Below are 24950 nucleotides of genomic sequence, written 5' to 3'. Positions count from 1 at the left end.
TTCGGATTCAAAACGGTGTTGCGACGAATGCTATGAGAAGATCATCGCCAAGACCATGAGCGATCTGGAGGGTCTGAAGGTTTTGTAGCGGCGGGGGAAATCGATGGGTGATGGCTACAATTTCAAACAACTGAAAGAGCGTATTCTCGCGCTCAGCTTGGCGACCGACTGGGAGGTTGCACGGAAAGAGTGGAGCCTCGTTGGAATCCATGAATCGGACGCCCCTGAAACCTGTATTTGTGGGCATTTCCCGATTGTTGAAATCTGCGAAATTCACAACAGTATAACGAAGCACCGCACCGAGGTTGGTAATCAATGCGTCAAGCGCTTCCTTGGCCTCAGATCGGATCTGGTTTTCACCGCGATTAAACGTATCCGAAAGGACATCACCAAAAGCCTGAATGCCGATGCGATCGCTTTCTTTTACGAGCGCGGCCAACTCAATACTTGGGAATACACATTTTCGCAGGACACTATGGCCAAGCGAAACCTTTCGGCTCTGCAACTCCTAAAAAGAAGGGTTATCAACGAGAAGATCCTCGCCGTAATTGGCCGTCGTGGATTCCAGGGGCCGGAATAAGAAGGGGTCGATATGTTTTGTCTGCGGAAGAATTTAGGGCCTGCTTATAATACGTCGTGATAAGAGGGCATGAACAAATTCTCAAAACGGGTGCATAACTGCCCGCGCCCGGCCGAAGCTAGCGAGCGTCATGGCCCATAAGCTTCGACCGGCACGGAAATCCTGTGTAATATGAAGGGGGACAGCACCATGGATACGGAAAGATCAAGCCAGGGCGTCCTGTTTGATGACCGGTTTCTGGACAAATACGCCGGGCCGATTATTTCCGATCCCGCAGTGGCCATCGTTGAGCTTGTCGCGAATGCTTGGGACGCCTATGCGACGAAGGTGGATATCGTCTGGCCGAAGCGAAGCCAGGACATCCCATTTTCCATCACCGACAACGGCAAAGGGATGACGCCGGCGCAGTTCGAGAGGCGCTGGAAGACCCTTGACTACAATCGCTTTGCCGACGAGGGCACCAAGTCGGCGCCCCCGGCTGATCTGCCAGACTCCCCTCCTCGAAACCCCTATGGCCGAAACGGTAAAGGCCGCCACGCGGCCTTCAAGTTCTCTGATCCTTATCATGTTCGCACGTGGCGGGACGGTATCGAAACCGTCTATGAAGTTCGTCGCGGCGTGACCCAGCCATTTGACGTCACGGTGATCAGTTCTCGCGACAAGGTCATTGGGCATGGTACGGAGATAGCGGCGACCGCCTCCGACGGCACTTCTATGGACGCGGACACAGCCCGCGAAATCATCGGGACGCGGTTTCTCGCAGACCCAAACTTCGTCGTTACGCTCGACGGAACTTTGGTGACATTCGATGACATCCCGACGCGCAACATCCAGAAGGTCAATGTCGAAGTACCCGGCTTTGGGGTGGTCCAGATCGTCATGATCGATAGCCAGAAAGCCGATCGGACCACGAGGCAGCACGGCATCGCGTGGCGCGTAAACTCGCGGCTGGTCGGAAACCCAGGCTGGGTTGGGTTCGACCATGAGCGTATCCTGGACGGGCGAAGCACCGAAGCAAAGCGTTTCCAGTTTATCGTCTCGGCAGACATACTTGAGAATGCAGTGCAGCCGGACTGGAGCGGGTTCCTACCCGATGACCAGGCATGGCAGGCCACGCGGCCGGCCGTCCATGCGCAGATCAAGCAGTACCTTTCTACCTTTTCTGCAGATCGTCGCCGCGAGGCAAAAAATTCGGTTAAGGAACAGCTGGTCAAAACGGTGCGGCAAATGCCTCCCGTTGGGCGCGAACGCTGGAACCAGTTCGTGGATGAGGTGATCGACAATTGCCCCTCGATCTCGACGGAGGAGGTCGGCAAGGTCGCCAGCATCCTTGCCAATCTCGAATTGAGCACATCTAAATTCAGTTTGGTTGGGAAGCTCAATGAGCTGCAGCCGGGCGATCTCGATGCCCTCTACGAGCTCCTAGACGACTGGACACTCAGGCTCGCGAAGGACGCGCTTGATGAGATCCAGACGCGGCTGAAGCTGATCGAAGACCTCGATAAAAAGCTTCGCGATGAAACTATGGACGAAGTCGGCGACCTGCAGCCGCTGTTCGAGCGATCGCTGTGGGTTTTCGGCCCTGAATTCGAGAGCCTCGAGTTCACGAGTAACAAAGGTATGACGGAGGTCATTCGCAAAATATTTGGATCGACTGAGGGCGGCAGCCGGCAGCGGCCCGATTTTGTGATGCTGCCCGATGGTAGCGTCGGGCTCTATAGCCGCGACGCGCATGATCTCGGACATGAAGTGAATGGCGTGTCACGCCTGGTCGTCGCCGAGATCAAGAAACCCGGTGTGGGTATAGGCTCGGAGCAAAAGGATCAGGCGTGGCGGTATGTGAAGGAGCTCAGGAACAAGGGGCTCCTGACCGAAGCGGCCGTGACAACCTGCTACATCCTCGGATCAAAGATCGATGTCGCCGAGGGCGGCAATCGAACCGAATGGGACGGGCGCGTTACGATCATCCCGATGACTTACAATACTTTCATTCGTAGAGCAGAAAAACGAATGCTCGGCCTTCGAGAAAAACTCAAGGAGGCTCCCTTCCTCAAGGAACACGGTGTAGATGGTGATGCCTTCGTCACACCGCCGGTGGATCCACAGCGGGACCTACTTGGAGCTTTCGGCTCGGGTTCGCCGGCACACTCATAGGATCAGCATGGCGAGCTTCGGCCCACGATTTGGGGAGGACGACCAAGGCACCTTGTCCCTTGAGGCACGAGGAGCTGGCATCGTGGAAGTGTTTTTTCAACCTTCAGCCACGCGATTAAAGATCGCGCATCGTGAGGGGGACCCTGCGACACGCGTCCTGCTTATGAGGTTCGATGCGAAAATGGACACGACCACGCTCTATCCCGTCAACACCATGCCCACGTCCGCGAGCTTCCTAGCGCCTAAGCACGATCCCATCGTTTCGATCGAGCTGGTGCTAAAGAACGGGTTCGCCTACATCGTCGATGATGCCAACGGAGCCGAACATTTCCTCGTACCGAACACTCTCGACGAGGTGCAGATGTACCTTGAGGAGTGCATGCCTTCGGGTTTCACCAAGGACCCGAATTTCGGGCTGGGGCTTGACCGCACACTCTCCTTCATCACCCAAGCGCTGTCAGAGATCGACGGTATCAAGCATTTACGCTTGACTGACGAGAAGACTCTTGAGGTCTCGCGATCGCCCGATAGCAAGACTTTCGAGATGGGCTATCGCCTTTTTGACGAGTTGCGCCGCGGGGCCAACCGCTTTGATGATAAGGCGCGCGCCTCGAGCAGGAAGAAGAAGCAGCAATCCGCCTACACCAACCTTCTTACCAGGCTCGATCGAACAAAGTTTCCGCTGAAGCTGCTCGAACGTGCACCTGATGATCTGGCGGAAGTCATCGGCGAGACCATTGTCGATGACCGCCTTTCCGAAAATGACCGGGCCGCGGTCGTCAGCCTCGCCGGCGCGACTGTGCGCAAATCGATAAAAACTCAGCGCGCAGGGCTTGTGAAGCTTCATGACGAAATCGAGCTTGCGTCCCTCGACGAACTGATCGTTCATATGGAGACGCAGTTCGCGGCGAAAGCCACCGAGCCACAATGGCAGAAGCTGTTCGAGGCCAATCCGTTCATTTTGGACATGGCATTTAACGTTCCGGTGCTTTTGCTGCAGGGGCAGGCCCATGTGGGGGGCAAGATCCTAGATGGTTCAGGCGAGAAGATCGCCGATTTCCTGTTCACCAACAAGCTGACCGACAGTATCGCCATCCTTGAGATCAAAACACCCGGGATGGAGCTTGTCAGCAAGAAGCAGTACCGCAGCGGCGTTCTGGCGCCCTCCCCTGAGCTGGTCGGCGCGGTCGTGCAGACCCTGGACCAGATCGACAAGCTCCGCAGTGATATCTACCGGGTGAAGGCTGTTAACCCCCAGCATAAGCTGGAAACGTATGGCGTCAAAGGTGTTGTGCTGGCAGGTCTGATCCCAGATGCCGGGCGGAAACGCTCTTTTGAATTGTACCGAAACAGCGTATCTGGCTTGTCCATCATTACGTTCGACGAACTGCTGGCGAAGCTGAAATCCCTTCGCGAGCTGCTGACGGCGAAGCCGGCGTAGCAGCCGTGACGCGGGGATGCCGCTGGGGTTCAGCAAGAATGAGATACGCCGCTCAAGGGTCCACCTGGGAAAGACATGGTCCCGGCATAAGCCCTCGTTTTAGATCAGCAACGAGCATTCTTAGAATGCGATTTTTTTAAACATTCTTCAAGGCATCGACACATTGCTTTACGGCACTTGTCGCGGAACCAATGATCGGCTCACATCGCCCCCCACGCGCGAAACCTCCCCCTGCCCGTCATCTCTCTCAATCCCAGCTCCAAAACAATCCGCCGCGCCGCCTGCGGCGTCACATCCAGCGTCTTCGCCACCATCCCAGCCGACACCAACGGTTTTGCCATCACCAGCTCGACCAGCTCCGGCAGCTTTGAAGACGTCCGGCGTCCGTCCAGCTTTCGCTCGAACATCGTGCGCGCCAACGCAAGCCGGTCATGCTCTTTCCGACCGAGCTCGGCGGCCGCGATCAGACCGTGAGCAATGGCGAACAGCCGGGTCTCCCGATCTCGGTGCCGGCGCCGATCGACGGGAATGGTTTTGAGGCCGAGATTGATGGCGGCCAGATGGGCGCCGCTGGTGATACCGGCCCGCCGTAGGATCGAGGCGGCCAACAGCCGGCCGAGCCAAGGGGCGTGCTGAAGGACGAACAATTCGTTCCAGGCATCCAGCGCGACGATCGCTTGAAACATCGCCGGCAGGTCTTGCGCCTGCCGCAGCACCCCGCGCCATTCGTCCAGCCGCGCATCTTCGTCCCAGTCGAGATCATAGACCAGTTCGTCTCTATCCGCCGCGCCACTCCGACCGGGCCGAGTTGCGTTCTCGATCGCGGCCTCCGATCGGGCGAGCACCGCATCGATGGCGGCATAATCAACACCGGGGAGATTTTCGATGTCGTCGACATCTTCCGCCTCCCCTTCGGCGTCGATCGTAACCGCCGGCCGAATAACTCCGGCCGTCGTCGCCTCGTCCCCGCCGCCCGACCCGATCTCCGAGGTTTTCCGCAGCGAGCGGATGCCGTCGGCAGAGAGCGCCCAATCCGGTGGTTGGGCGGCGATGCGCCGGCGGGTGCGCAACACGTCGCGGGCGATCGTCAGCTCATGGGTGGGCGTGCGGATGTCTCGAAAAGCGTCGTGGAGGACCAGGTCGTCGAGATGGACGAGTTCGCCGTCGATCCACAGCGAAGCGCAAGCGTCGGCAAAATGGGATCGTTCGATCCATCCCTGGCCGACCGGTGAACGGGCGATGCGCTCGTCCAAACGCGTCAGAGCGATACCGGCGTCGAAAGCCGGTCGCATCAGGGCTGTCATGCTGGTTTTCGCGAGATCGTAAGCCATTGAAATCATGGTAAATGATTTCTTATACGAACTCTATTAGAATATTGCGGTTCCTCACATGGTATGACTGCGGGGTGGTGCGATAACCATCGATAAGTAGCGCTTATCGATGGTAGATTGATTTCGCCCCGCAAATCACCGAGAATCGCAGCAAAGCAGGGCCGACACGGCCGCCGAAACCTGCCATTTGGAGGGTCCGTGGCCAAAGCCAAGACATCACTGACCGCCGTCGAGCGGCGCGCCGAAGAACTCGACACCATCGCCGCCGTCCTGCCGATCGAACGCCGCGACGAGTTGGCTGAGCTGCTCACCGACCAGGATGTCGAGACGCTGCGCCATCTCGTCAACCAGGGCATGGGCGACAACACGCTGCGGGCGCTGACTTCCGACCTTGCCTATCTGGAAGCCTGGGGACTGGCGGCGACCGGACAATCCCTGCCCTGGCCGGCACCCGAGGCGCTGCTTTTGAAATTCGTCGCGCATCACCTCTGGGATCCGCAGCACCGTGAGACCGATCCGGATCACGGCATGCCGGCCGACGTCGACGAAAACCTTCGGAGCCAGGGTTTTCTCAGATCCGCCGGCCCGCACGCGCCATCGACGGTGCGCCGGCGGCTGGCGAACTGGTCGACGCTGACCAGATGGCGCGGTTTTGACGGCGCCTTCGCCTCCCCTGCCCTCAAATCAGCCATTCGCCTCGCCGTTCGCGCCGTCCCCCGGACGCGGCGTCGCAAGAGCGCCAAGGCCGTCACCGGCGATGTGCTGGCAAAACTGCTGGCGACCTGCGCGACCGACAGTCTGCGCGATCTCCGTGACCGTGCAATCCTGATGGTGGCCTTTGCCTCCGGTGGTCGGCGGCGTAGCGAGATCGCCGGCCTGCGCAGCGAGCAGCTGACCGTCGAGCCGCCAATCCCGGGGGACGATTGCCCTCCCCTCCCCTCTCTCGCCATCCATCTCGGACGCACCAAGACGACCAGCGGCGACGAGGACGACGTTGTCTATCTGACCGGTCGGCCGGTGGATGCGCTGAATGCCTGGATGGTGGCCGCCAAGATCGAGAGCGGCAGCGTGTTTCGGGCGATCGGGCGATGGGGGACTGTTTCGCGACGGGCGATCGATCCGCAGTCGGTCAATGCGATCATCAAGCAGCGGGTGGAACTGGCTGGATTGGAGCCGGGGGAATTTTCCGCTCATGGGCTGCGGTCAGGCTATCTGACCGAAGCGGCAAATCGCGGAATCCCGCTTCCTGAGGCGATGGAGCAATCGCGACATCGATCCGTTCAGCAGGCTGCAGGCTACTACAACAACGTTACAAGGCGGAGCGGGCGCGCTGCACGGATGCTGTGAAAACAGTCGGCCCAAAGAGGATGCTGAGGCTCGCCGATGTAGAGTAAGACGAGGGCGTTGCCGTCAATCAGCCGCCCGCGGAGCTCCTCCCTCGCAAAACTCCAGAAACCGCGACGCCGGATCAGGGGTCTCCTCGAGCCCGACTAGAAGCAACTACGTGCAGCCCCTGCACCTTCACACCGCTTGGTGTCGGTCACGTTAATCGTCCCTCAGCGGGCGCAGATGGAGCATCACGAGGGAACCTAGTACTCGCGAAACGGGGATGCTGCTGACGTCTCTAAGCTTCTGGTCTGCATCCTCTCAGCCGCATCGAAATTGAATGCGTCGATGGCGTCGTTGGGGCCGGCCGGCTCTAAGAACAGATCCGTCAAGACAATTGGGGCGATCTCGTGAGGCCTTTATCGACAAGGATGGCAAAAATCGTGATGAGGGATGTGGCGGTCGTCCTGCTTGCGCAACAGAAAGCCCAGCTCGGGATGAGGGGCGCAGGGGTCCGATAGTGACTGGCAGCCTGCTGTCCGTCGGACTCAAGCGGTTCGGGAGGAGGTGAACCGCTTGAACACTCTGAGGGTAATACTGCAAGTCAGAACATTGAAGTCCCGCGCTTGCACCGCGCACATATCTCAGCCTGCAAAAAAGAATAGTCCGGGCGAACCCGGCCTATCCGACCATTCACCTGCAGTCGGACTCAGGCCTGCAGGTTGTCCGCAGACATCTTGCGGGACTTGCGATCCTTTACCAGCTCATAGGTAATTTTCTGGCTGTCGTTGAGGCCGCGCATGCCGGCCCGCTCCACTGCGGAAATATGGACGAACACATCGGCGCTGCCGTCGTCCGGCTGGATGAACCCGAAGCCCTTCGTTGCGTTGAACCACTTTACCGTACCGGTCGCCATGACGTCTTCCTTTGATCAATCGCATTGCCGAAGCGTGCTTGGCTGACAGTTTTCTTTGCGGCAGCACTGATAGACGCTTCTTGCCGCGGGGGAAAGCCCATACTCACCGTCGAGGTGTCCCGGTACTCCCTCGCTCTATCGCCTCGACGATGGTGCTACTTGTTGCCTCGTTGTTTCACCCGGATGCTGATCGGACCGCCCTCGGCCTGGCGAATCTCGAACTGGTTCGTCTTGCGGATAAGATCGCTGAGTTTTCGGAAGCCGAATGTACGCGGGTCGAAATCCGGCGCCAGGTTCAACAACTGCTTGCCGACGGTGCCCAGGTTGACCCAGCCGTCATCGCTATCCTCCTGGGACAGTACCTTCTTGATCAGCGGCACGGCCGATGTTGCCGGCTGCAGCGGCTTGTCGGTGGAAGCAGTATTCTGCTCGTCCTTGATCGCGCCAGGAAGCAAATTTTCGGTATAGACGAACCGCCGGCAGGCCTGGCGAAAACTCTCCGGTGTCTTCTGCTCGCCGAAGCCGAATACATCGACACCCTGTTCACGGATCCGGGCGGCAAGCCGCGTGAAATCGCTGTCCGAGGACACCAGGCAAAAGCCGTCGAACCGACCGCTGTGCAGCAAATCCATTGCATCGATGACCAAAGTGATATCGGAAGCATTCTTTCCCGTGGTATACGCGAATTGCTGCTGCGGGATAATCGCGTGCTTTGCGAGTACGTCCGCCCAACCCTTGGAGCGCGTGCCGGAAAAATCACCGTAGATGCGACGCACGCTCGCCTCCCCGATTTTGGCTACCTCTTCGAACAGCCCGTCGGCGATTTTAGCGGATGTATTGTCCGCATCAATCAGAACAGCCAGGCGCGGAGATCTAGTTTCAGACGGCATTGCTCTTCCTCATTTTTAAAACGGTCTCGAAGGCCAGCAGAGCACGGCTCGGACCAGGCAAGCAACTTCATTTAACTCGCCCATCGGACCGAGCGAAAACCTGCCTCGTCGGATGATGTCAGTAGCCGCCAGCCGAGTTGATCTACCCTTCCCCGCTCCAGCATCCGCCGATCGCAAAACCCTGACAGCTGTCAGGGTTTTGACCAGCCGACCACAAGCATAGGCAACCAACTATCCCGTCCTGCGATTGCTATCGCCATCGACCCGAAGCAGCGCCATAAGCGCCGGGCCAAGTGAAAATTCGCCCCGTGCCGCCTTCCGTGTCAGGTCTCGCAGATATCCGCCAGGCGAGTTGATGTGCCCTGCCCGCTCAAGGATGCAGGCGATCGCCGTGGCCGCACTTTCCGGCCCCATCACCTCGCAGGCCTCCTGATAGGCTGAGGGGCTGACGCCCAGCATCGACCGGACGACCACCGCTGCACCCATCATCTCGCGCCAACTTCCGATCGTACCGCCCGGGCCATATATCGCGATCTCGGGGCAAGCCCGCATCACCATGCCAAGTGGAAAAATCCGGACTGGCTCCCGCTTCGGCCGATCATCGTCCACCGCCTTTGCGCCCTGCTCGTTTTCAGAGCTAGGTTCAAGTTCATTGATGGATTCGGTGTTTGAATTCTGTATGTGACGCTCACTTTGGTCACCATTGGTGCTATTATTTTCGTCTTTTTGCTGCACTTCCAGGATGTTGACCGCCTCCTGCAGCAGGAGCTCCATCTCGTCCAGGATTGAATTCACATCGCTGAGCGTCGGAGCGCGCGGAATCCTGCCTACGAGACCGACGTACATCGCTTCGATGTTTTCCCAGTTGCCTGACGCACCTTCCTCGATCGCGGCAGAAATGAGCTTTCGAACGTCACGCCGGCATATTGTCAAATTCTCCTTCGCCCGACGGAGGGCGAAACGATCTGCAACGACCTGTTGCGCCATCATGGCAAGCTCATCTGTTCGCATGAGCAACGGTGACAGATCAAAGCCGAATGCGCTATCGATCGCACCCGCCTTGTCCTTCCGGGCGTAGCGCTTTCCATTCGCGCTGTCCTTCCGCACGATCAGTCCTGCCTCAACGAGAAGGGCCAGATGTCTGCGAAGGGTAGCGCCGGCGATACCGTGCGCCCGAAGTGTCAATTGTGTGTTGGACGGAAAAACGATGAGTTGCGCATCCTGGCGCAATTCGGTGTCTGGATGAAAGCTCAGGAGCGCGTCAAGGACGGCCAGGCTGCGATCCTGCAGGCCAAGCAGCTCCCTTGCTTCGGATGCGTCCCGAAAGACTTTCCACTTGTCCGCTGTCTTGCCCGGCTTAATCTTACTCGTCTCGATTTGCCGCTTCACCAGGGCAAGCGTCGCCGGCCGCCGCCCAAAGGGCGTCGTCACACTTCCAATCTGCATTTTCTTCACCTTCAAAAAGGCAAAAGAAACCTGCTCACCAAATTACGGTGCCAAAGACTCTTGACTGGGATTCGGGGAAATGCGATTCTCTAGTTGTCACACATTGAGAGAGGCTTCCACGACGGCAACGTTTGGGGGGCCTTTTTCTTTTGCAGTTCGTCCTTTTTTTATCTCCAAACCCTGACAGCTGTCAGGGTTTCTCGTCTTCTCGCAGGCGGACAAAGCGCTCCGTTAGCGCTGGGAGCTCCGCTTCAACAAACTTCAAAAAGTCGACCCCGAGTGAACCCTCAGCCGAAATTCGAACCTCTTTCGAGGATATCAACAGGGCGCCAAGCTTCGTTCCGCTTTTGTCTGTAATCGGGCTTGGCTCTCTCCGACCAGCCGATACTGGCTTGATGGCGTTCAATGCACGCTGAAACCTTTGATCGGACGTCTCAACCGCATCGCCCCTCCTAACCAGTGCCGCCCTTAGGGCATCGAGCGCTCCCGTGTCGCCCGCAACCGCCTTGGCAAGGTCGAGCCAACGTGGCCGCCCGATCCTCGGCGCCCGCCCAATGGCCTCGATGATATCCGCGGGAACGATCCTGTAGACATTCCGCATCCGAGCCAGTTCTGCGTCCTCGATCGAAAGGGCAGCGTAGATGTGCCGAGGCTTGATCCCCGCATCATCCATTCGGGAGGCAAACAGCGCGCGCTCGATCCAGGTGAGGTCTTGGCGACCGGCGTTTTCGATGCCTTGTGCAAGAACTAGGTCGAGGTCGGAAATCTCGACTTCGAGAGCGCGAACAGGCCTGTCAAGCTGCATGGCAGCGAGCCAGCGTCGATGACCGTAAACGATCTGATAGCGACCTGGGGACGAAGGGTGTTTGCGAACCTGAACGGGAACCTTTTGCCCCTCAGTCTCGATCGACCGTTTGAACGCCTCGAAGCTCGTTGCGTCATCGTCCGGCAGCCGGTCCGGATAAGGGGAAGGGTCAATGAGCGACGGATCCAACTCGCGAACAGCACCACCGCCCGACTCCACGATAGCCTTCAAGCGATCTCGCTCTGTTCGAATGTCGTCGATTGCTCGGTGAGCAGCACCGATCACACCTGCTCCGACACGATTTCCGGGAACCGGGGCAGGGGCCTGCGACGGCTGCTGTTGATCCGCAGCCTGATCACTCTCCAGCTCGGCAGAAAGCAACCCGAAACTGGCGACAATCGACTTTCGAGAGGATTTGCTCATGTCCGCCCCCAGCTCTCATTGATGAGGCGAACAATCGCCTCGTTCACAGCATCTACCGCCTCGCGAGCACGCTTGTGAGTATCGCGCCCGATCTGCCCCAATTCGAGCTCGTATACCGAGCGTTTCGCCAAGCCGGCTGCCTCAACGGCGGTGCTTTCAATGGCGGTGGGCAATAATACATCGGAGCCGAACAAGTGCCGAAGCATCGCAACGACTTGCGACTGTGGCGCGTCATTGGGGTCGTGTCGTGTGACCAGATACCGAATGAAGTCCTGGTCTAACTGAGCGCCGCTCTCGTTCAGAACACTAATCAGATCGCCCATCATGAGAAGGAACTGGCTCATTGACGCAACGTCCAGCATAGCCGGATGGACAGTAATGATCATGCTAGTCGCGGCGTATATCGCGCTCAACGTCAGAAAGCCGAGCGACGGCGGAGTGTCAAGAATCACGATGTCGTAGTCCGCCGCGACTTCCGAAAGGGCGAGTTTCAGCCGCTCAAAAAAGATTGCGCCGGAGTTGGCCTTGTTCGCCAAGATCCGTGGCGTTTCGTGCTCATACTCCATGACTTCAAGATTGCCAGGAATGAGGTCGATGCCATCGAAATATGTCCTGCGAATTATATCGCGGATGGGACGACGCTCGGCGTCATCGTAACGCAAAGCGGCATAGATCGTTTCATTCGACCCGACATCAACTTCTGGCTGAGCGCCGAACAAAGCGGACAAGGATGCCTGCGGGTCCAGGTCGAGTGCGAGGACGCGATACCCATGAAGGGCGAGATAGTGGGCAAGGTGGACACAGGTTGTCGTCTTCGCGCTGCCGCCCTTGAAGTTGGCTATCGCAAGAACCTGGAGGTGCTCGCCGGCACGTCGACGAGGAAGGAATCGCAAGGCGTCTGCAGGTTTCTGAATCGCGAACAATTCACGCAGTTCATTGATCTGGTCCAGCGTGTAGACGCGATGGTTATTTTCCAGCCTACTCGGAATCGGCCCACGTCCCTCGGTGGACATGAGCTTCAGGGTGGAATCGGGTATAGAGGTCAGCTTCGACACTTCGTTGGTCAGAAAGGGACGCAGGGTCTTTTCCGATTTTGGCGGATACATACGAGTTCTGAGCTGCTGCAATTGCCCGGACAGAAGCCCGGCATGGCGCATGATTTTGCTGCCGGCATCTTCCTTCGAGCCAACACTTGCTTCTACTCGGTTTGCTATCGCCATCTGTCCCTCTTGGCGGCTTTTCGCCGGTTTACCGGCCATTGCCCGCTAAAAATAGAACACGATTCTCCGAACTGGTCCAGAGGTTTAGGGTTAACAAAAGGTTAACGACCGGGGACAATCTGCATAAGGCTGTTCGGATTTTTGCTTTTCCGCCCCGGGAGTTAGCCTCAAATGCCCGGCTCCCTGATCCCGGAATGTTCTCCTGTGAATCCTACAAATCCGAACAGTGTAGCAGCAAGTAGATTGGGCGGCTCTGTAGCGCCACACCCCTCATGAGCCGCGACTCACCTCGCTACGTGCATGTTGAATCCTACAACTGCCCTCCGATTCCAAACTGTGCTGATTTCCCGCCGACCAACAACGACGGAGAAAGATCATGCGGACTTTCGCGCTCTCAACACCCCGGACGATCCAAGAGGCGCATCTCCTACACATCCACTATCAGCTTCGTGCTCGGGTCTTTTCCGATCGCCTGGGTTGGGAAGTCGATGTAACGGCGGGGTGCGAGTCCGATCGTTTCGACGCGCTTCGGCCGACCTATATTCTCGCCATCGCAGAGACCGGCGAATTGGCGGGGTGCGCAAGGCTTCTTCCTGCGCTCGGACCGACAATGGTGGCCGACGTTTTCCCGTCGCTGCTCCCCGACGGCCAACTCAAGCGGCATGCCGCGATGATTGAGAGTTCTCGCTTCTGCGTCGACACGGTACTTGCGGAGGGGAGGGGCGACGGTTCGGTTCATGAAGCCACGCTGACCATGTTCGCTGGCATCATCGAATGGTGCATCGCTAATGGCTATACCGAGATTGTCACGGTGACCGATCTTAGATTCGAGCGAATCCTCGCTCGCGTCGGATGGCCGCTGCAGCGTTTGGGCGAACCCAAGAAGATTGGCGTGACGATGGCCGTAGCGGGCACGCTGGCCGCCAATGCGGCCACGTTCCTCAGGCTTCGCCCCTCCAACTACCGTTCTGAATTCGCCCCCTGTCAGCCAGGCAGCCTAAGGAGAAATCCGTGAACCAGCTTCGCTCTCACCCTCGGCTCGTCCGCAAACTTCAGGAGGCGCTCGGCGATCAGCTTTGTGTTGCCCTGGACGACGCGAACGTCGTCGAAATCATGCTCAATCCGGACGGCAAATTATTCATCGAACGGCTCGGTCACGGCGTTGCGCCCGCTGGCGAGATGTCATCCGCTGCCGCGGAGATGGTCATCGGTACAGTGGCGCACGCGCTTCAGTCAGCGGTCGACACGGAACAACCAATCATCTCCGGCGAGCTGCCAATCGGTGGCCACCGATTCGAGGGACTGTTGCCCCCCGTTGTCGCCAAGCCTGCCTTCACAATCCGGCGCCGGGCATCGCGCCTCATTCCGCTCGAAGACTATATTCACGCCGGCGTGATGACAGAATACCAAGCCGCTACGATCCGCAGTGCCATTTCCACGAGGCTGAACATCATCATCTCCGGTGGAACGGGCTCGGGCAAGACGACGCTAGCGAACGCGGTCATCCACGAGATCGTCAAATCTGCGCGCCAGGATCGTCTCGTCATTCTTGAGGATACCGCGGAAATCCAATGCGCGGCCGAAAACGCCGTTCTCCTCCATACCAGCGGTTCGATCGACATGGCGCGGCTCTTGAAGAGCACCATGCGCTTGCGCCCCGACCGGATCGTCGTTGGCGAAGTTCGCGACGGTGCGGCCCTGACGTTGCTCAAGGCCTGGAACACCGGTCACCCAGGCGGCGTGGCGACCATTCACTCGAACACCGCCATGTCAGCGCTACGCCGTCTTGAGCAGCTCACGGCTGAGGCAAGCCAGCAACCGATGCACGAGGTGATCGGGGAGGCCGTCGACCTGGTCATTTCGATTGAGCGGACGCCCGGCGGCCGGCTTGTTCGCGACATCATTCAAGTCGAGCGGTTCATCAACGGACGGTACGAGATCGAATCCGATCAGCTTACCGAAGAACAGGAGGCGCGCCATGTCGCGTAAGCATACCCTCATCGCCGCTGCGCTCGTGGCGGCGCCAATCGTTCTTGCCTCTGTCGCGCCGGCGCTCGCCAGTTCCGGCGGCAGCCTCCCATGGGAAGGGCCACTGCAGCAGATTCAGGAGTCGATAACCGGCCCGGTCGCGGGTGCGATCGCGCTTGCAGCCGTGGCCATTGCCGGCGGCATGCTGATCTTCGGCGGTGAGTTGAACGATTTCGCACGGCGTCTTGTGTACGTCGTTCTTGTCGCCGGCATCCTGCTCGGCGCCACCAACATCGTCGGCCTGTTCGGTGCCACCGGCGCTTCGATCGGGCTGACCGACGAGCAGATCACATCAATTGGTTCGAACGGGGGAGGGGAGGGAGATCATGGCTGAATCCCTGCCCGGCCTGCGGCGTAACCGCATCCACCGCGCACTGTCGCGCCCAAACCTGCTGATGGGCGCCGACCGGGAGCTGGTGTTGATCACCGGTCTTGCGGCCGTGATCCTGATCTTCGTTGTCCTCACGGTCTATTCGGCGCTCTTCGGCATCGCCGTGTGGATCGTAATCGTCGGGGCGCTCAGGATGATGGCAAAGTCCGACCCGCTCATGCGACAGGTCTATATCAGGCACATTGCCTACAAGCACTACTACAAGGCGACCACCTCGCCGTGGCGGCGGTATTGAGGAGGCGGCCATGGTAGCTCTCAAACGCTTCCGGGTGACCGGCCCGTCCTTCGCCGATCTCGTTCCCTATGCCGGCCTCGTCGACAATGGGGTCCTCCTCTTGAAGGACGGAAGTCTGATGGCCGGCTGGTACTTCGCTGGCCCGGACTCCGAAAGCGCGACCGACCTCGAGCGCAACGAGCTGTCGAGGCAGATCAATGCCGTTCTGTCGCGGCTCGGAAGCGGCTGGATGATCCAGGTCGAGGCCATCCGCATTCCAACGGTCGACTATCCAACGGAAGACCGTTGCCATTTCCCCGACCCGGTGACCCGCGCGATCGATGCCGAGCGTCGGGCGCATTTCGCGCGCGAGCAGGGGCATTTCGAGAGCAAGCATGCACTGATCCTGACCTATCGACCGCTCGAGTCCAAGAAGACTACTCTCAGCAAATACATCTATTCGGATGAGGAAAGCCGGAAAAAATCCTACGCGGACACGGTGCTCTTCGTGTTCAAGAACGCGGTGCGCGAGCTTGAGCAGTATTTTGCCAACACTCTTTCGATCCGGCGAATGGAAACCCGCGAAACGTTTGAGAGGGGAGGGGAGAGGGTTGCCCGATATGACGAACTGCTCCAGTTCGCCCGGTTCTGCACCACCGGGGAAAGCCATCCCATCCGGCTTCCCGACGTTCCCATGTATCTCGACTGGATCGCCACCGCGGAGCTTGAGCACGGACTGACGCCAAAGGTCGAAAGCCGTTTCCTCGGCGTCGTTGCGGTCGACGGTCTGCCGGCCGAAAGCTGGCCCGGTATTCTGAACAGCCTAGACCTGATGCCGCTGACCTATCGATGGTCATCGCGCTTCGTTTTCCTTGATGCCGAGGAGGCCCGACAAAAGCTCGAACGTACGCGCAAGAAATGGCAGCAGAAAGTCCGGCCGTTCTTCGACCAGATATTCCAGACACAAAGTCGATCCGTCGACCAGGACGCGATGACCATGGTGGGCGAGACCGAGGATGCCATCGCACAGGCCTCGTCGCAGCTGGTTGCCTATGGCTATTACACACCGGTGGTCGTGCTGTTCGACAGCGACCGCGAAGCACTCCAGGAGAAGGCCGAAGCGATCCGGCGGCTGATCCAGGCGGAAGGTTTCGGGGCGCGGATTGAAACGTTGAACGCCACCGACGCCTATCTCGGCAGCTTGCCGGGCAACTGGTATTGCAACATCCGTGAGCCGCTGATTAACACCAGCAATCTCGCCGACTTGATTCCGCTGAACTCGGTCTGGTCCGGAAACGCGGTTGCGCCATGCCCCTTTTACCCACCGAATTCCCCGCCCCTGATGCAGGTTGCAAGCGGATCGACAGCGTTTCGTCTGAACCTGCACGTCGATGATGTCGGCCACACGCTGATCTTCGGCCCAACCGGCTCAGGCAAGTCGACGCTTCTGGCCCTGATCGCTGCGCAGTTTCGCCGGTACGAAAATGCTCAGATCTTCGCCTTTGACAAAGGCAGTTCACTTCTGCCCCTGACGCTCGCAGCCGGCGGCGATCACTATGAGATCGGCGGCGACAATGTGGAAGAGGGGAGGGCGTTGGCCTTCTGCCCACTCTCCGAACTCAAAAGTGATGCCGACCGGGCTTGGGCGACGGAATGGATCGAGATGCTCGTCGGCCTGCAGGGCGTCACCATCACCCCAGATCATCGTAACGCCATCTCTCGGCAGGTAGGACTGATGGCGAGCGCATCCGGTCGCTCGCTCTCGGATTTCGTCAGCGGCGTGCAGTTGCGCGAGATCAAGGACGCACTGCATCATTACACCGTCGATGGCCCGATGGGCCAGCTCCTTGATGCGGAAGAGGACGGCCTGACGCTCGGCGCCTTCCAGACTTTCGAGATCGAGGAGCTGATGAATATGGGCGAACGCAATCTCGTGCCGGTGCTGACGTACCTGTTCCGCAGGATCGACAAGCGCTTGAATGGGTCCCCCAGCCTGATCGTGCTCGACGAGGCGTGGCTGATGCTTGGCCACCCTGTATTCCGCGACAAGATTCGCGAGTGGTTGAAGGTACTGCGCAAGGCGAATTGCGCTGTCGTTCTTGCGACCCAATCGATCTCCGATGCCGAGCGGTCCGGGATCATAGATGTACTAAAGGAATCCTGCCCGACAAAGATATGCCTCCCAAATGGCGCCGCTCGCGAGTCGGGGACGCGAGAATTCTACGAGCGCATCGGCTTCAACGAGCGACAGATCGAGATCGTCGCTACCGCCATGCCGAAGCGTGAATACTACGTCGCCACGCCAGAAGGCCGGCGGCTCTTCAACATGTCGCTTGGGCCAATCGCGCTGAGCTTTGTCGGCGCGTCGGGCAAAGAGGACCTCAAACGCATCCGCGCACTGAAATCCGAACATGGCCACGACTGGCCGATCCACTGGCTTGAAACGAGAGGAGTTCACGATGCCGCATCGCTACTCACGTTCGAATAGATGGCTCGCCTGCTTGGCGGCCGCCGCTCTCACGATCGGAGCTGCAGGCTCTGTGCAAGCCGGTACAGCCACCGGCGCTGCGACCGAATGGACGCAGCTCGCCAACAATGCGCAGCTCGTGGATCTCATGAAAAGCTCCGGCATCCAGGTCGACAATCAGCTGACCCAGATCAGCCAGCTTGCAGAGCAGATCCAGAACCAGCTGAAGATCTACGAGAACATGCTGCAAAACACGGCGCAGCTTTCTGACCATGTCTGGGGTCAGGTCGAAAGCGATCTCAACCAGCTGCGCAGCATCGTCGACCAGGGACAGGGCATCGCCTTTTCGATGGGGAATGCGGACGACGTTCTTCAGCAGCGCTTTCAAAGCTATGCCGATCTCAAGACCAACTTGCCGGACAACGCGACGTTCTCCTCGACCTACCAGTCCTGGTCGAACACCAACCGCGACACGATCGCCAGCTCGCTGAAAGCGGCGAGCCTCACGGCCGACCAGTTCGATAGCGAGGAAGATACGATGTCCTCGATGCGGTCGATGTCCGAGACGGCTGACGGGCAGATGAAGGCTCTGCAAGTCGGGCATGAAATCGCCGCTCAGCAGGTTGCCCAGATGCAGAAGCTTCGGGGCCTTGTCTCGCAGCAGATGACGATGATGGGAACCTGGCTGCAGACGGAACAGACAGACAAGGACCTGGCACAGGCGCGGCGGGAGAAATTCTTCAACGCCGAGGTCAAGAGCGTTCCGGAAGGCCAGAAAATGGAACCGCGATGGTGAGCCGCCCCGTCCTGATTGCCTTGCTGTTGGCTGTCGCCGCTGCATCGTCTGCAGCGATAGTGCTGATCGTCAATTCCCGAAACACAGGAATACCCGCGCTCACCGAGGAGCAGCGCGCCGTCCGGGAAAAATTCTTCGGCTCCGACAAAGAGCTGCCGCCGATCGAGGAAGGTCAGGAGATGCGCCCGAGATGGTGAAGGTAACTGTCGCACGCTCGTTCCTGATTACAGGTCTCTTTTTCCTCACCTATGCTGTTCCCGCATTCGCGCAGGAGGGACAGGTTCTCACGGAACTGGAAAACCAGGTCTCATCCGCTGCGAAGGGGTGGGAGACCACCATTATGGAGGCAGCGAAATCCCTATTCTGGATTCTTGCAACGATCGAGATCGGCATTGCGGCCGTTTGGTTGGCGATCCAGTCAGCCTCACTGGACAGCTGGTTCGCCGAACTGGTGCGGCGGATCATGTTCATCGGGTTCTTCGCATTCGTTCTGACCCAGGGTCCGACCTTTGCGCGAGCGGTGGTCGACAGCCTTTTCCAGATTGGCGCCGGCGGTGGTTCAGCTTCGCCTGCTGAAGTGTTCGATGCCGGCATCCGCGTCGCCTCCCAAATGTCGCAACAAGCACAGTTCGGGGTGTTCGAAGACAATGCGCTCGCGATTGCCGCCGTTCTTGCCATGGGCATCGTTGTCATCTGCTTCTCGCTGGTTGCCGCTATTTTCGTGTCGGTCATGGTCGAAATGTATGTCGGCTTGCTCGCCGGCATGATCATGCTCGGGCTGGGTGGTTCGTCCTTCACGAAAGACTTTGCTGTTCGATACCTCGTCTATGCCTTTGGCGTCGGCATGAAGCTCATGGCCTTGGTGATGATCGCCAAGATCGGATCGAACGTCCTGCTTGGCCTTGCTCAAGCACCGACTGCCTCGTCGGATCAGTTCGTCACGACCTTGGCCATCGCCGGTATCTCCGTCGTCGTCTTCATCATCGCCATGTATGTCCCGAACATCATCCAGGGCGTCGTCCAGGGCGCATCGGTATCCGGAGGAATGGAAGCGATCCGCCACGGCGGGCAAACGGCGTCTTTTGCCGCCGGTGCTGGCTTCCTCGCCGCCGGCGCTGCGGGAGCGGGGTTTGCGGCGGCTCAAGCCGCACGAGCTGGCGGTTCATCCATTGCAGGTGCTGCTCTTCGCGGCGTGGGCGCGAGCTTCGCTTCCGGCGCGCAAGCAGCCGGATCTGCCGCGAAGGAAAAGGCAATCGGCTCTCCGGGCGCTTATGCCGGGTCCATTCTCGGACTGGCCAATGCGAAGCTCGATGAACAGCGCGGCGGTCATAGCGGACCGAAACCTCCTCCCGAACGCAACGACAAACCGTAATCGAGACAAGGGAAGAATAAATGGCAGCGAACCGCGCCCCGGAAAACCCGTATCTTGCCGCCCGCCAGGAATGGAGCGAACGCTATGGCTCCTATGTGAAGGCCGCAGCCGCATGGCGCATTGTTGGTGTCCTCGGTCTGGTCATGGCCGTCATCGGCTTCAGCTACGCGATGTATCTGAGCACGCAGGTGAGGCTCGTGCCTTACATCGTCGAGGTCGACAAGCTCGGAACCGCAGTCACGGCAGGCTTTCCGGAACAGATCGAGTATGCCGATGTCCGCGTGGTGCGCGCCACACTCGGTAACTTCGTCACGAGCTTTAGATCGATCACGCCGGATGCGGTGGTGCAGAAGCAATATATCGACCGCACCTACGCCCTTCTTCGCACGTCCGATCCGTCGACGGAGAAGGTCAACGCCTGGTTTCGAGGCAATTCTCCGTTCGAGAAGGCGAAGTCTTCGACAGTTGCCATCGAGGTCAACAACATCGTGGCGCTTTCGAACCAGACCTATCAGATCGACTGGACGGAATACGAGCGAGACCGCAAGGGCAAGGAGATCGGCACGCGGCGGTTCCGCGGGATCGCAACGGTGACGCTCACCGCGCCACAGGATGAGGCGACGATCCGCCTCAATCCAATCGGCCTCTACGTCCGAGATTTTGACTGGACGGCACAGCTTTAAGGGCAGGGATTCTTTCAATGAAAAAAACGGGATTAATCGCAGCCGCCGGCTGCATAGCCGGACTCTTGCTAGCGGCGGGCGCGCAGGCGCAAAGCATGACGAGCAACGAGGTGAAAGGAACAAATCTTTCCAGAAAGTGGCGCGGCACGCAGGGACTGGTCACGACAGGTCCGGACGGAAAGGTCATCTTTCTGTTCGGCGAGACCCAGCCGTCCGTCGTCTGCTCTCCTCTACAGGTCTGCGACATCGAACTTCAGGGTGGCGAGATCGTTCGCGACGTCCTCGTCGGCGACACCGTGCGCTGGAAGGTAGAGCCGGCCACCTCGGGTGCCACAGGCGGACAGGCCATCCATCTCATCGTCAAACCATCTGAGCCAGGGCTTCTCACCTCGATGGTCGTCACCACGTCACGTCGAACCTATCACATCCAGCTCAAATCCCATCCCAGCCAGTACATGGCGCGCATTGGCTTCGAATATCCGGAAGACGTGTCCACCAAGCTCGCCGACATAAACGCCCGTCTCGAAACGGGCGGCATTCCGGGCACAGCGCCGGACAAGCTGAACTTCTCCTACTCGGTGAGCGGGAGCGCGCCCTGGAAACCGAAGCGGGTCTATTCTGACGGGGTGAAGACCTACATCCAGTTCCCGAAGTCGATCTCCGGTCAGGATGCACCTGTACTCTTCGTCGTCTCCGGCGGTCAAAATCGCATCGTCAACTATCGCATGAAGAACGACATGATGACCGTCGACTATGCGATCGACAAGGCGATCCTCGTTTCCGGCGTCGGTTGGCGGCAACAGAAGATCACCATCCGGCGGGGAGGCTGACCTATGGGCAAGCTTCTTGGATATTTCGTCGTGGCCGCGCTGCTCTCCGGTTGCCAAACGGCCGACGACGCCCTGACCACCAGCTCAACCCCGGTGGCCGTTACTAGACCAGCCGCGAGCGCCATCGCCGGCGACATGGCAAGCCGCCTGGCTGAACAGATCGGGCCAGCCGGTGCTACGACGACGATCAAAATGGCGAAAGACACGTCGGAGTTTGCGACCGCCCTCGAAGCGGCCCTGAAGGGGTGGGGCTATACGGTCGTCACGGACAGCAAAGTCGCCAAAGACATCAAGCCGGTCGAGCTTTCCTATTCGATCGAGGGCTTCGACGGGCAGGTTTTGGCGAAGCTCTCGACGCCATCCATCGCTCTCGGCCGTGCTTACACGCCGACGGCGGCGGGTGCTGTGCCGGCCAGTCCCCTTTCGATCATGCAGCGCAACTGACGGAGATTAACATGGTCCAGTCGCTCCAGCTTGGCACGTCCAGCCAAGCCGATGATCAGCAGGGCATGCGCCGGCTCAACCGCCTGCCGATCATCGTCGCCATCATTGTCATCGTGCTGTTCGTTAGCATCGTCGTGATTGGTCTGTCGCTGCGCGGGCTTTCCTTCAATCGTGGCGACATCGAGGGTGCTTCCAATAGCCCTGCGACCAGTTTCGGCGACCAGCTTAAGCGGGGTGTCACGGACGGCATTATCGGTGACCCAGAAAAGCAGGAGGTGTTTCAGCCGACACCAATCGTCATCGAGAAAGAGGAAAAGCAGGAACCGGTCGTCGAGCGCCAACCGACAGATCGACAAGATCGCCGACAAAGGCTCGAATCCGAAGAGGAGTGGAAGGCTCGACTGAAGCGAGAGCAGGATGAGCAATATATGCGCGAGGCACAACGCCAGCGGATGGCGCGTCTCCAGGCCCGTTCCACGGCGCTCGATTCGCCACTGAAGGTCGACATCTCCGATGTCGAGAAGGCTGCAAGCTCCACCAATGACACGGGCCGCCAGCCGACAAACGTCGCAGCAAACAGCGCCTCAGACCTTTATGCCGCCGCCATGAAATCCGGCCTGACGGGAGAGAACGTCGATCAGAACGGGCAGACGTCGAAGGAGGACTTCTTCAATCAGGACATCAAGGATCTTGGCTACCTGCCAAACCAGGTGGTGCCGCAGATGTCACCCAATGAATTGAAGCGCGGCTCAGTCATTCCCGCCACCTTGATCACCGGCCTGAATTCCGATTTGCCAGGGCGGATCACGGCTCAGGTCAGCCAGAATGTCTACGACAGTGCGACCGGCTATCGCCTTCTCATCCCGCAAGGCGCAAAGCTGTTCGGCCGTTACGATTCCAAGGTGTCTTTCGGCCAGGCGCGCGTTCTTGTCGTCTGGACCGACCTCATTTTTCCGAATGGGTCTACACTGCAGATCGGTGGCATGGCCGGCACGGACGCCGAAGGATATGGCGGCTTACAGGACATGGCCGACCGCCATCTCTCGAGGACGTTCGGTTCGGCGGCGCTAATGGCAATCATCGGGACCGGGATCGATATGTCGATGCCTGAGAGTTCGACGCTCGCGACGCAGGACACCGCCTCGGATGCAGCTCGGCGGAATTTTGCCGAGTCATTCGGACGGGTAGCGGAAGAGACGATCTCGAAGAATCTGAACGTTCAGCCGACAATTCGCATCCGGCCGGGCTACAAGTTCAACGTCCTGGTCGATCAGGATATTGTTTTTCCATCTGTCTATAGCGGCCGCTAACCAGGTAAATGATCCTCAGATTTTCGCGACATCACTGAACGTCGCAAGGTCATTCCGCGTGGCGACGCAGGTGTGACTAAAATTCTCTACAAAAATCATCGTCTTTAGATCAGAAAGAGTTGAATACTCGGCAGAGGTGAATAGACCTAAGCGAGGCAACGAACGTGGATCTGCTTCGCGTAGAAGCAACTGCCGTATCGTCCAATGTCCCATGTGGCTCCGGCTGGCCGAACGGTGGCAACCGGTACCTCGCGGCGTCAGAACGGCGCGACGAGTGGGAGGCTTGCACCGTCGCAAAAGGAGAAAAGTTAGTGGACGGTGACCTTCGCTCTCTCATCGATATGACAGAAGCCGCGCATGATCAACGTATGATCAAAAGTGCTTTGAAGACCTTTGCGCACGCATGTGGCTTCGACCGTTTTGCTTATCTGCAGACCGAGGGGTTGGAAATCCGCACATTCAACTCCTATCCGGAGGAATGGCAGGGCGTTTATCTCGAAGGCCAGTACTCCCGCATCGACCCGGTCGTTACTGAATCCAAGCGTCGCATGGAAATGTTTTCCTGGACGGCCGACGATTGGCCCGCTCGTGGAACCTCCGAACTCAGGCGTTTTCGGGACCAGGCGATCGATTACGGCATTCGGAGTGGGGTGACTATACCCGTCGAAGGAAGTTTCGGGTCGACGATGATGCTGACGTTTGCATCCTCAGCGCAGACGGCTGACGTTAAAAAGCTGCAGGATGCGCAAAAAGCGATCCAGGCGGTACTGGCGATCCACTACCGCCTGAAAATCATAGCTGCGACGACGATTGTCGCGCCGAAACGGTTACTTTCACCAAGAGAAGCAACGTGCCTAATGTGGGCGGCAAAGGGCAAAAGCGCTCCGGAAACCGCAATGTTGACAGGGATCAATCCGAGGACAGTGCAGCACTACCTCGATAAAGCGCGCGAAAAGCTCGAAGCAGCAACCGTTCCGCAACTTGTCGCGATCGCCAAAGATCACGGTCTGGTATGAGCGTCAGGCTTCGCCATCTGGGGCAACTTTAGGGACGTAGCCAAGCGCATCGATGATTTCCGACAACAACTCCTGCTGGGCTTCGGATTTTTTCTGACGTGCGACATACTCATCCTGCAGGCTTTTGAGTACGGCGGCGGAGACCGACGGATCGGCGCTCGCGCGAGTCCATTCCTCATAGACAGCCTCATCGGCGGCAATAAGATGGCGGTGCTCACGGATCGCAGCAACTGCCAGCACCTCTAGTTCTGACCCTTGCATCAAACTGTGGCGAGATGAGCCCACATCGTTCATCCGCTTCTCCCTAACTTCATTCTGCTGCCCGAACCTAAGGCTGCGGCCTTATTATATCGGTTGAGCGCCATCACAATATCCGCTGAGCATCATCTGGGTCCTGTGCAATTCATCTCGCGCCTCTCCATACCGACGTCGAAGAGTGCAGGGACTTGAACGACACTGTCTTGCTTATTTGCTCAAAAGGATTCGACCCCCGCTTGTGCTGTAGAGAATACTCCGTGGTAGGAAACTCATCAAGCCGCTGTTCTCCGGATCATGGAGATTCGAGAGGTATTTGCGCGTAATTTGCGAGCTGCACGGCAGGCTAAAGGCTTGTCCCAGGAGGAACTCGCCCATCGCGCGGACATCGATCGCACCTACGTCAGTTCGCTTGAGCGTAGCGTCTACAATGCAAGCATCGATGTCGTTGACCGTTTGGCGACAGTCTTGGGCATCGAAGCCTGTGAGTTACTGAAACGGCCCCCGGAGGAGTCACAGATGCCAACCGCCGAGCTTGACGACTAAGAGAAGTTGTCCTGCGGACTGACGGGATCATGCCCGGCCGGCAATGCTTCCACGTCAATTGGCTAG

At 58.7% G+C, this 24950-nt stretch carries 25 protein-coding genes; 18 read left to right on the top strand and 7 right to left on the bottom strand.

Features of this window, described 5'->3' with window-relative positions; all coding sequences use genetic code 11:
• The first annotated feature begins 103 nt into the window (after window positions 1–103).
• From GR198_RS19250 to GR198_RS19240, 3 genes are all read left to right on the top strand, one after another.
• On the top strand, window positions 104–580 hold the full coding sequence (locus GR198_RS19250) for a hypothetical protein (protein WP_164069392.1): 477 nt from the start codon (window positions 104–106) through the stop codon (window positions 578–580).
• Window positions 581–769: 189 nt separating this feature from the next.
• Window positions 770–2734, top strand: coding sequence for an ATP-binding protein (locus GR198_RS19245; RefSeq protein ID WP_164069391.1), 1965 nt, complete (start codon window positions 770–772; stop codon window positions 2732–2734).
• Window positions 2735–2915: 181 nt separating this feature from the next.
• Window positions 2916–4175 (top strand): Shedu immune nuclease family protein, encoded by a 1260-nt coding sequence (locus GR198_RS19240; protein WP_164069390.1) that lies wholly within the window; start codon window positions 2916–2918, stop codon window positions 4173–4175.
• Window positions 4176–4375: 200 nt separating this feature from the next.
• Here GR198_RS19240 and GR198_RS19235 read toward each other — a convergent pair whose 3' ends face one another.
• The gene (locus tag GR198_RS19235) at window positions 4376–5515 is read right to left on the bottom strand and encodes an RHE_PE00001 family protein (RefSeq protein WP_164069389.1); all 1140 of its coding nucleotides are present in this window, start codon (window positions 5513–5515) and stop codon (window positions 4376–4378) included.
• 189 nt (window positions 5516–5704) lie between these two features.
• Here GR198_RS19235 and GR198_RS19230 point away from each other — a divergent pair, with 189 nt between their 5' ends.
• Entirely contained in the window at window positions 5705–6853 is a 1149-nt protein-coding gene (locus GR198_RS19230; RefSeq protein ID WP_164069388.1) for a site-specific integrase, read from the top strand.
• Window positions 6854–7541: 688 nt separating this feature from the next.
• Here GR198_RS19230 and GR198_RS19225 read toward each other — a convergent pair.
• The 5 genes from GR198_RS19225 to repA form a co-directional block, all read right to left on the bottom strand.
• Entirely contained in the window at window positions 7542–7748 is a 207-nt protein-coding gene (locus GR198_RS19225) for a cold-shock protein (RefSeq protein WP_164069387.1), read from the bottom strand.
• Window positions 7749–7903: 155 nt separating this feature from the next.
• The gene (locus tag GR198_RS19220; RefSeq protein WP_018482017.1) at window positions 7904–8638 is read right to left on the bottom strand and encodes an NYN domain-containing protein; all 735 of its coding nucleotides are present in this window, start codon (window positions 8636–8638) and stop codon (window positions 7904–7906) included.
• 231 nt (window positions 8639–8869) lie between these two features.
• Window positions 8870–10084, bottom strand: a complete 1215-nt coding sequence (gene repC, locus GR198_RS19215; protein WP_131588135.1) for a plasmid replication protein RepC — start codon at window positions 10082–10084, stop codon at window positions 8870–8872.
• Between the two features lie 190 nt (window positions 10085–10274).
• Window positions 10275–11312 carry a plasmid partitioning protein RepB gene (gene repB, locus GR198_RS19210; protein WP_131588136.1) on the bottom strand — a complete coding sequence of 346 codons (1038 nt, stop codon included), beginning with the start codon at window positions 11310–11312 and terminating at the stop codon, window positions 10275–10277.
• Window positions 11309–12532 (bottom strand): plasmid partitioning protein RepA, encoded by a 1224-nt coding sequence (gene repA / locus GR198_RS19205; RefSeq protein ID WP_164023946.1) that lies wholly within the window; start codon window positions 12530–12532, stop codon window positions 11309–11311. The genes repB and repA overlap by 4 nt, the downstream gene beginning before the upstream one ends.
• 376 nt (window positions 12533–12908) lie before the next feature.
• On the opposite strand from repA, the gene GR198_RS19200 reads away from it, so the two are divergent.
• From GR198_RS19200 to GR198_RS19140, 13 genes are all read left to right on the top strand, one after another.
• Complete coding sequence (locus tag GR198_RS19200) at window positions 12909–13547, top strand: acyl-homoserine-lactone synthase (protein WP_164069386.1); 639 nt, start codon at window positions 12909–12911, stop codon at window positions 13545–13547.
• The gene (gene trbB / locus GR198_RS19195) at window positions 13544–14521 is read left to right on the top strand and encodes a P-type conjugative transfer ATPase TrbB (RefSeq protein ID WP_131588138.1); all 978 of its coding nucleotides are present in this window, start codon (window positions 13544–13546) and stop codon (window positions 14519–14521) included. Before GR198_RS19200 ends, trbB begins: the two co-directional genes overlap by 4 nt.
• A complete protein-coding gene (locus GR198_RS19190) occupies window positions 14511–14894 on the top strand; it encodes a TrbC/VirB2 family protein (RefSeq protein WP_027681722.1) in 384 nt (127 codons plus the stop codon). The genes trbB and GR198_RS19190 overlap by 11 nt, the downstream gene beginning before the upstream one ends.
• The gene (locus tag GR198_RS19185; protein ID WP_131588139.1) at window positions 14887–15186 is read left to right on the top strand and encodes a conjugal transfer protein TrbD; all 300 of its coding nucleotides are present in this window, start codon (window positions 14887–14889) and stop codon (window positions 15184–15186) included. Before GR198_RS19190 ends, GR198_RS19185 begins: the two co-directional genes overlap by 8 nt.
• Before the next feature lie 10 nt (window positions 15187–15196).
• Window positions 15197–17653 carry a conjugal transfer protein TrbE gene (locus tag GR198_RS19180; RefSeq protein ID WP_164069385.1) on the top strand — a complete coding sequence of 819 codons (2457 nt, stop codon included), beginning with the start codon at window positions 15197–15199 and terminating at the stop codon, window positions 17651–17653.
• A complete protein-coding gene (trbJ, locus tag GR198_RS19175; protein ID WP_164069384.1) occupies window positions 17625–18428 on the top strand; it encodes a P-type conjugative transfer protein TrbJ in 804 nt (267 codons plus the stop codon). Before GR198_RS19180 ends, trbJ begins: the two co-directional genes overlap by 29 nt.
• Window positions 18425–18625 (top strand): entry exclusion protein TrbK, encoded by a 201-nt coding sequence (gene trbK, locus GR198_RS19170; RefSeq protein WP_164069383.1) that lies wholly within the window; start codon window positions 18425–18427, stop codon window positions 18623–18625. Before trbJ ends, trbK begins: the two co-directional genes overlap by 4 nt.
• A complete protein-coding gene (gene trbL / locus GR198_RS19165; protein ID WP_131588142.1) occupies window positions 18619–19800 on the top strand; it encodes a P-type conjugative transfer protein TrbL in 1182 nt (393 codons plus the stop codon). Before trbK ends, trbL begins: the two co-directional genes overlap by 7 nt.
• Window positions 19801–19820: 20 nt before the next feature.
• Entirely contained in the window at window positions 19821–20483 is a 663-nt protein-coding gene (locus GR198_RS19160; RefSeq protein ID WP_027668115.1) for a conjugal transfer protein TrbF, read from the top strand.
• Between the two features lie 17 nt (window positions 20484–20500).
• Window positions 20501–21313, top strand: coding sequence for a P-type conjugative transfer protein TrbG (gene trbG, locus GR198_RS19155; RefSeq protein ID WP_077988212.1), 813 nt, complete (start codon window positions 20501–20503; stop codon window positions 21311–21313).
• A 3-nt stretch (window positions 21314–21316) separates the two neighbouring features.
• Window positions 21317–21757: a conjugal transfer protein TrbH gene (trbH, locus tag GR198_RS19150; protein ID WP_077988211.1), complete on the top strand. Its 441-nt coding sequence runs from the start codon at window positions 21317–21319 to the stop codon at window positions 21755–21757.
• Window positions 21758–21768: 11 nt separating this feature from the next.
• Window positions 21769–23067 (top strand): IncP-type conjugal transfer protein TrbI, encoded by a 1299-nt coding sequence (trbI, locus tag GR198_RS19145; protein ID WP_164069382.1) that lies wholly within the window; start codon window positions 21769–21771, stop codon window positions 23065–23067.
• A gap of 311 nt (window positions 23068–23378) precedes the next feature.
• Entirely contained in the window at window positions 23379–24083 is a 705-nt protein-coding gene (locus tag GR198_RS19140; RefSeq protein ID WP_131598838.1) for an autoinducer binding domain-containing protein, read from the top strand.
• A 3-nt stretch (window positions 24084–24086) separates the two neighbouring features.
• On the opposite strand, the gene GR198_RS19135 is transcribed toward GR198_RS19140, so the two are convergent.
• Complete coding sequence (locus GR198_RS19135) at window positions 24087–24377, bottom strand: transcriptional repressor TraM (RefSeq protein ID WP_164069381.1); 291 nt, start codon at window positions 24375–24377, stop codon at window positions 24087–24089.
• A gap of 258 nt (window positions 24378–24635) precedes the next feature.
• Between GR198_RS19135 and GR198_RS19130 the strand changes: the two genes are divergently transcribed.
• Window positions 24636–24884: a helix-turn-helix domain-containing protein gene (locus GR198_RS19130; RefSeq protein ID WP_138397159.1), complete on the top strand. Its 249-nt coding sequence runs from the start codon at window positions 24636–24638 to the stop codon at window positions 24882–24884.
• Window positions 24885–24950 lie beyond the last annotated feature (66 nt).

The organism is Rhizobium leguminosarum, from assembly GCF_010668065.1.
Lineage (GTDB): Bacteria > Pseudomonadota > Alphaproteobacteria > Rhizobiales > Rhizobiaceae > Rhizobium > Rhizobium leguminosarum_S.
Note: the sequence above shows the minus strand (reverse complement) of the source record. Positions and strands in the feature narration are given on the sequence as shown.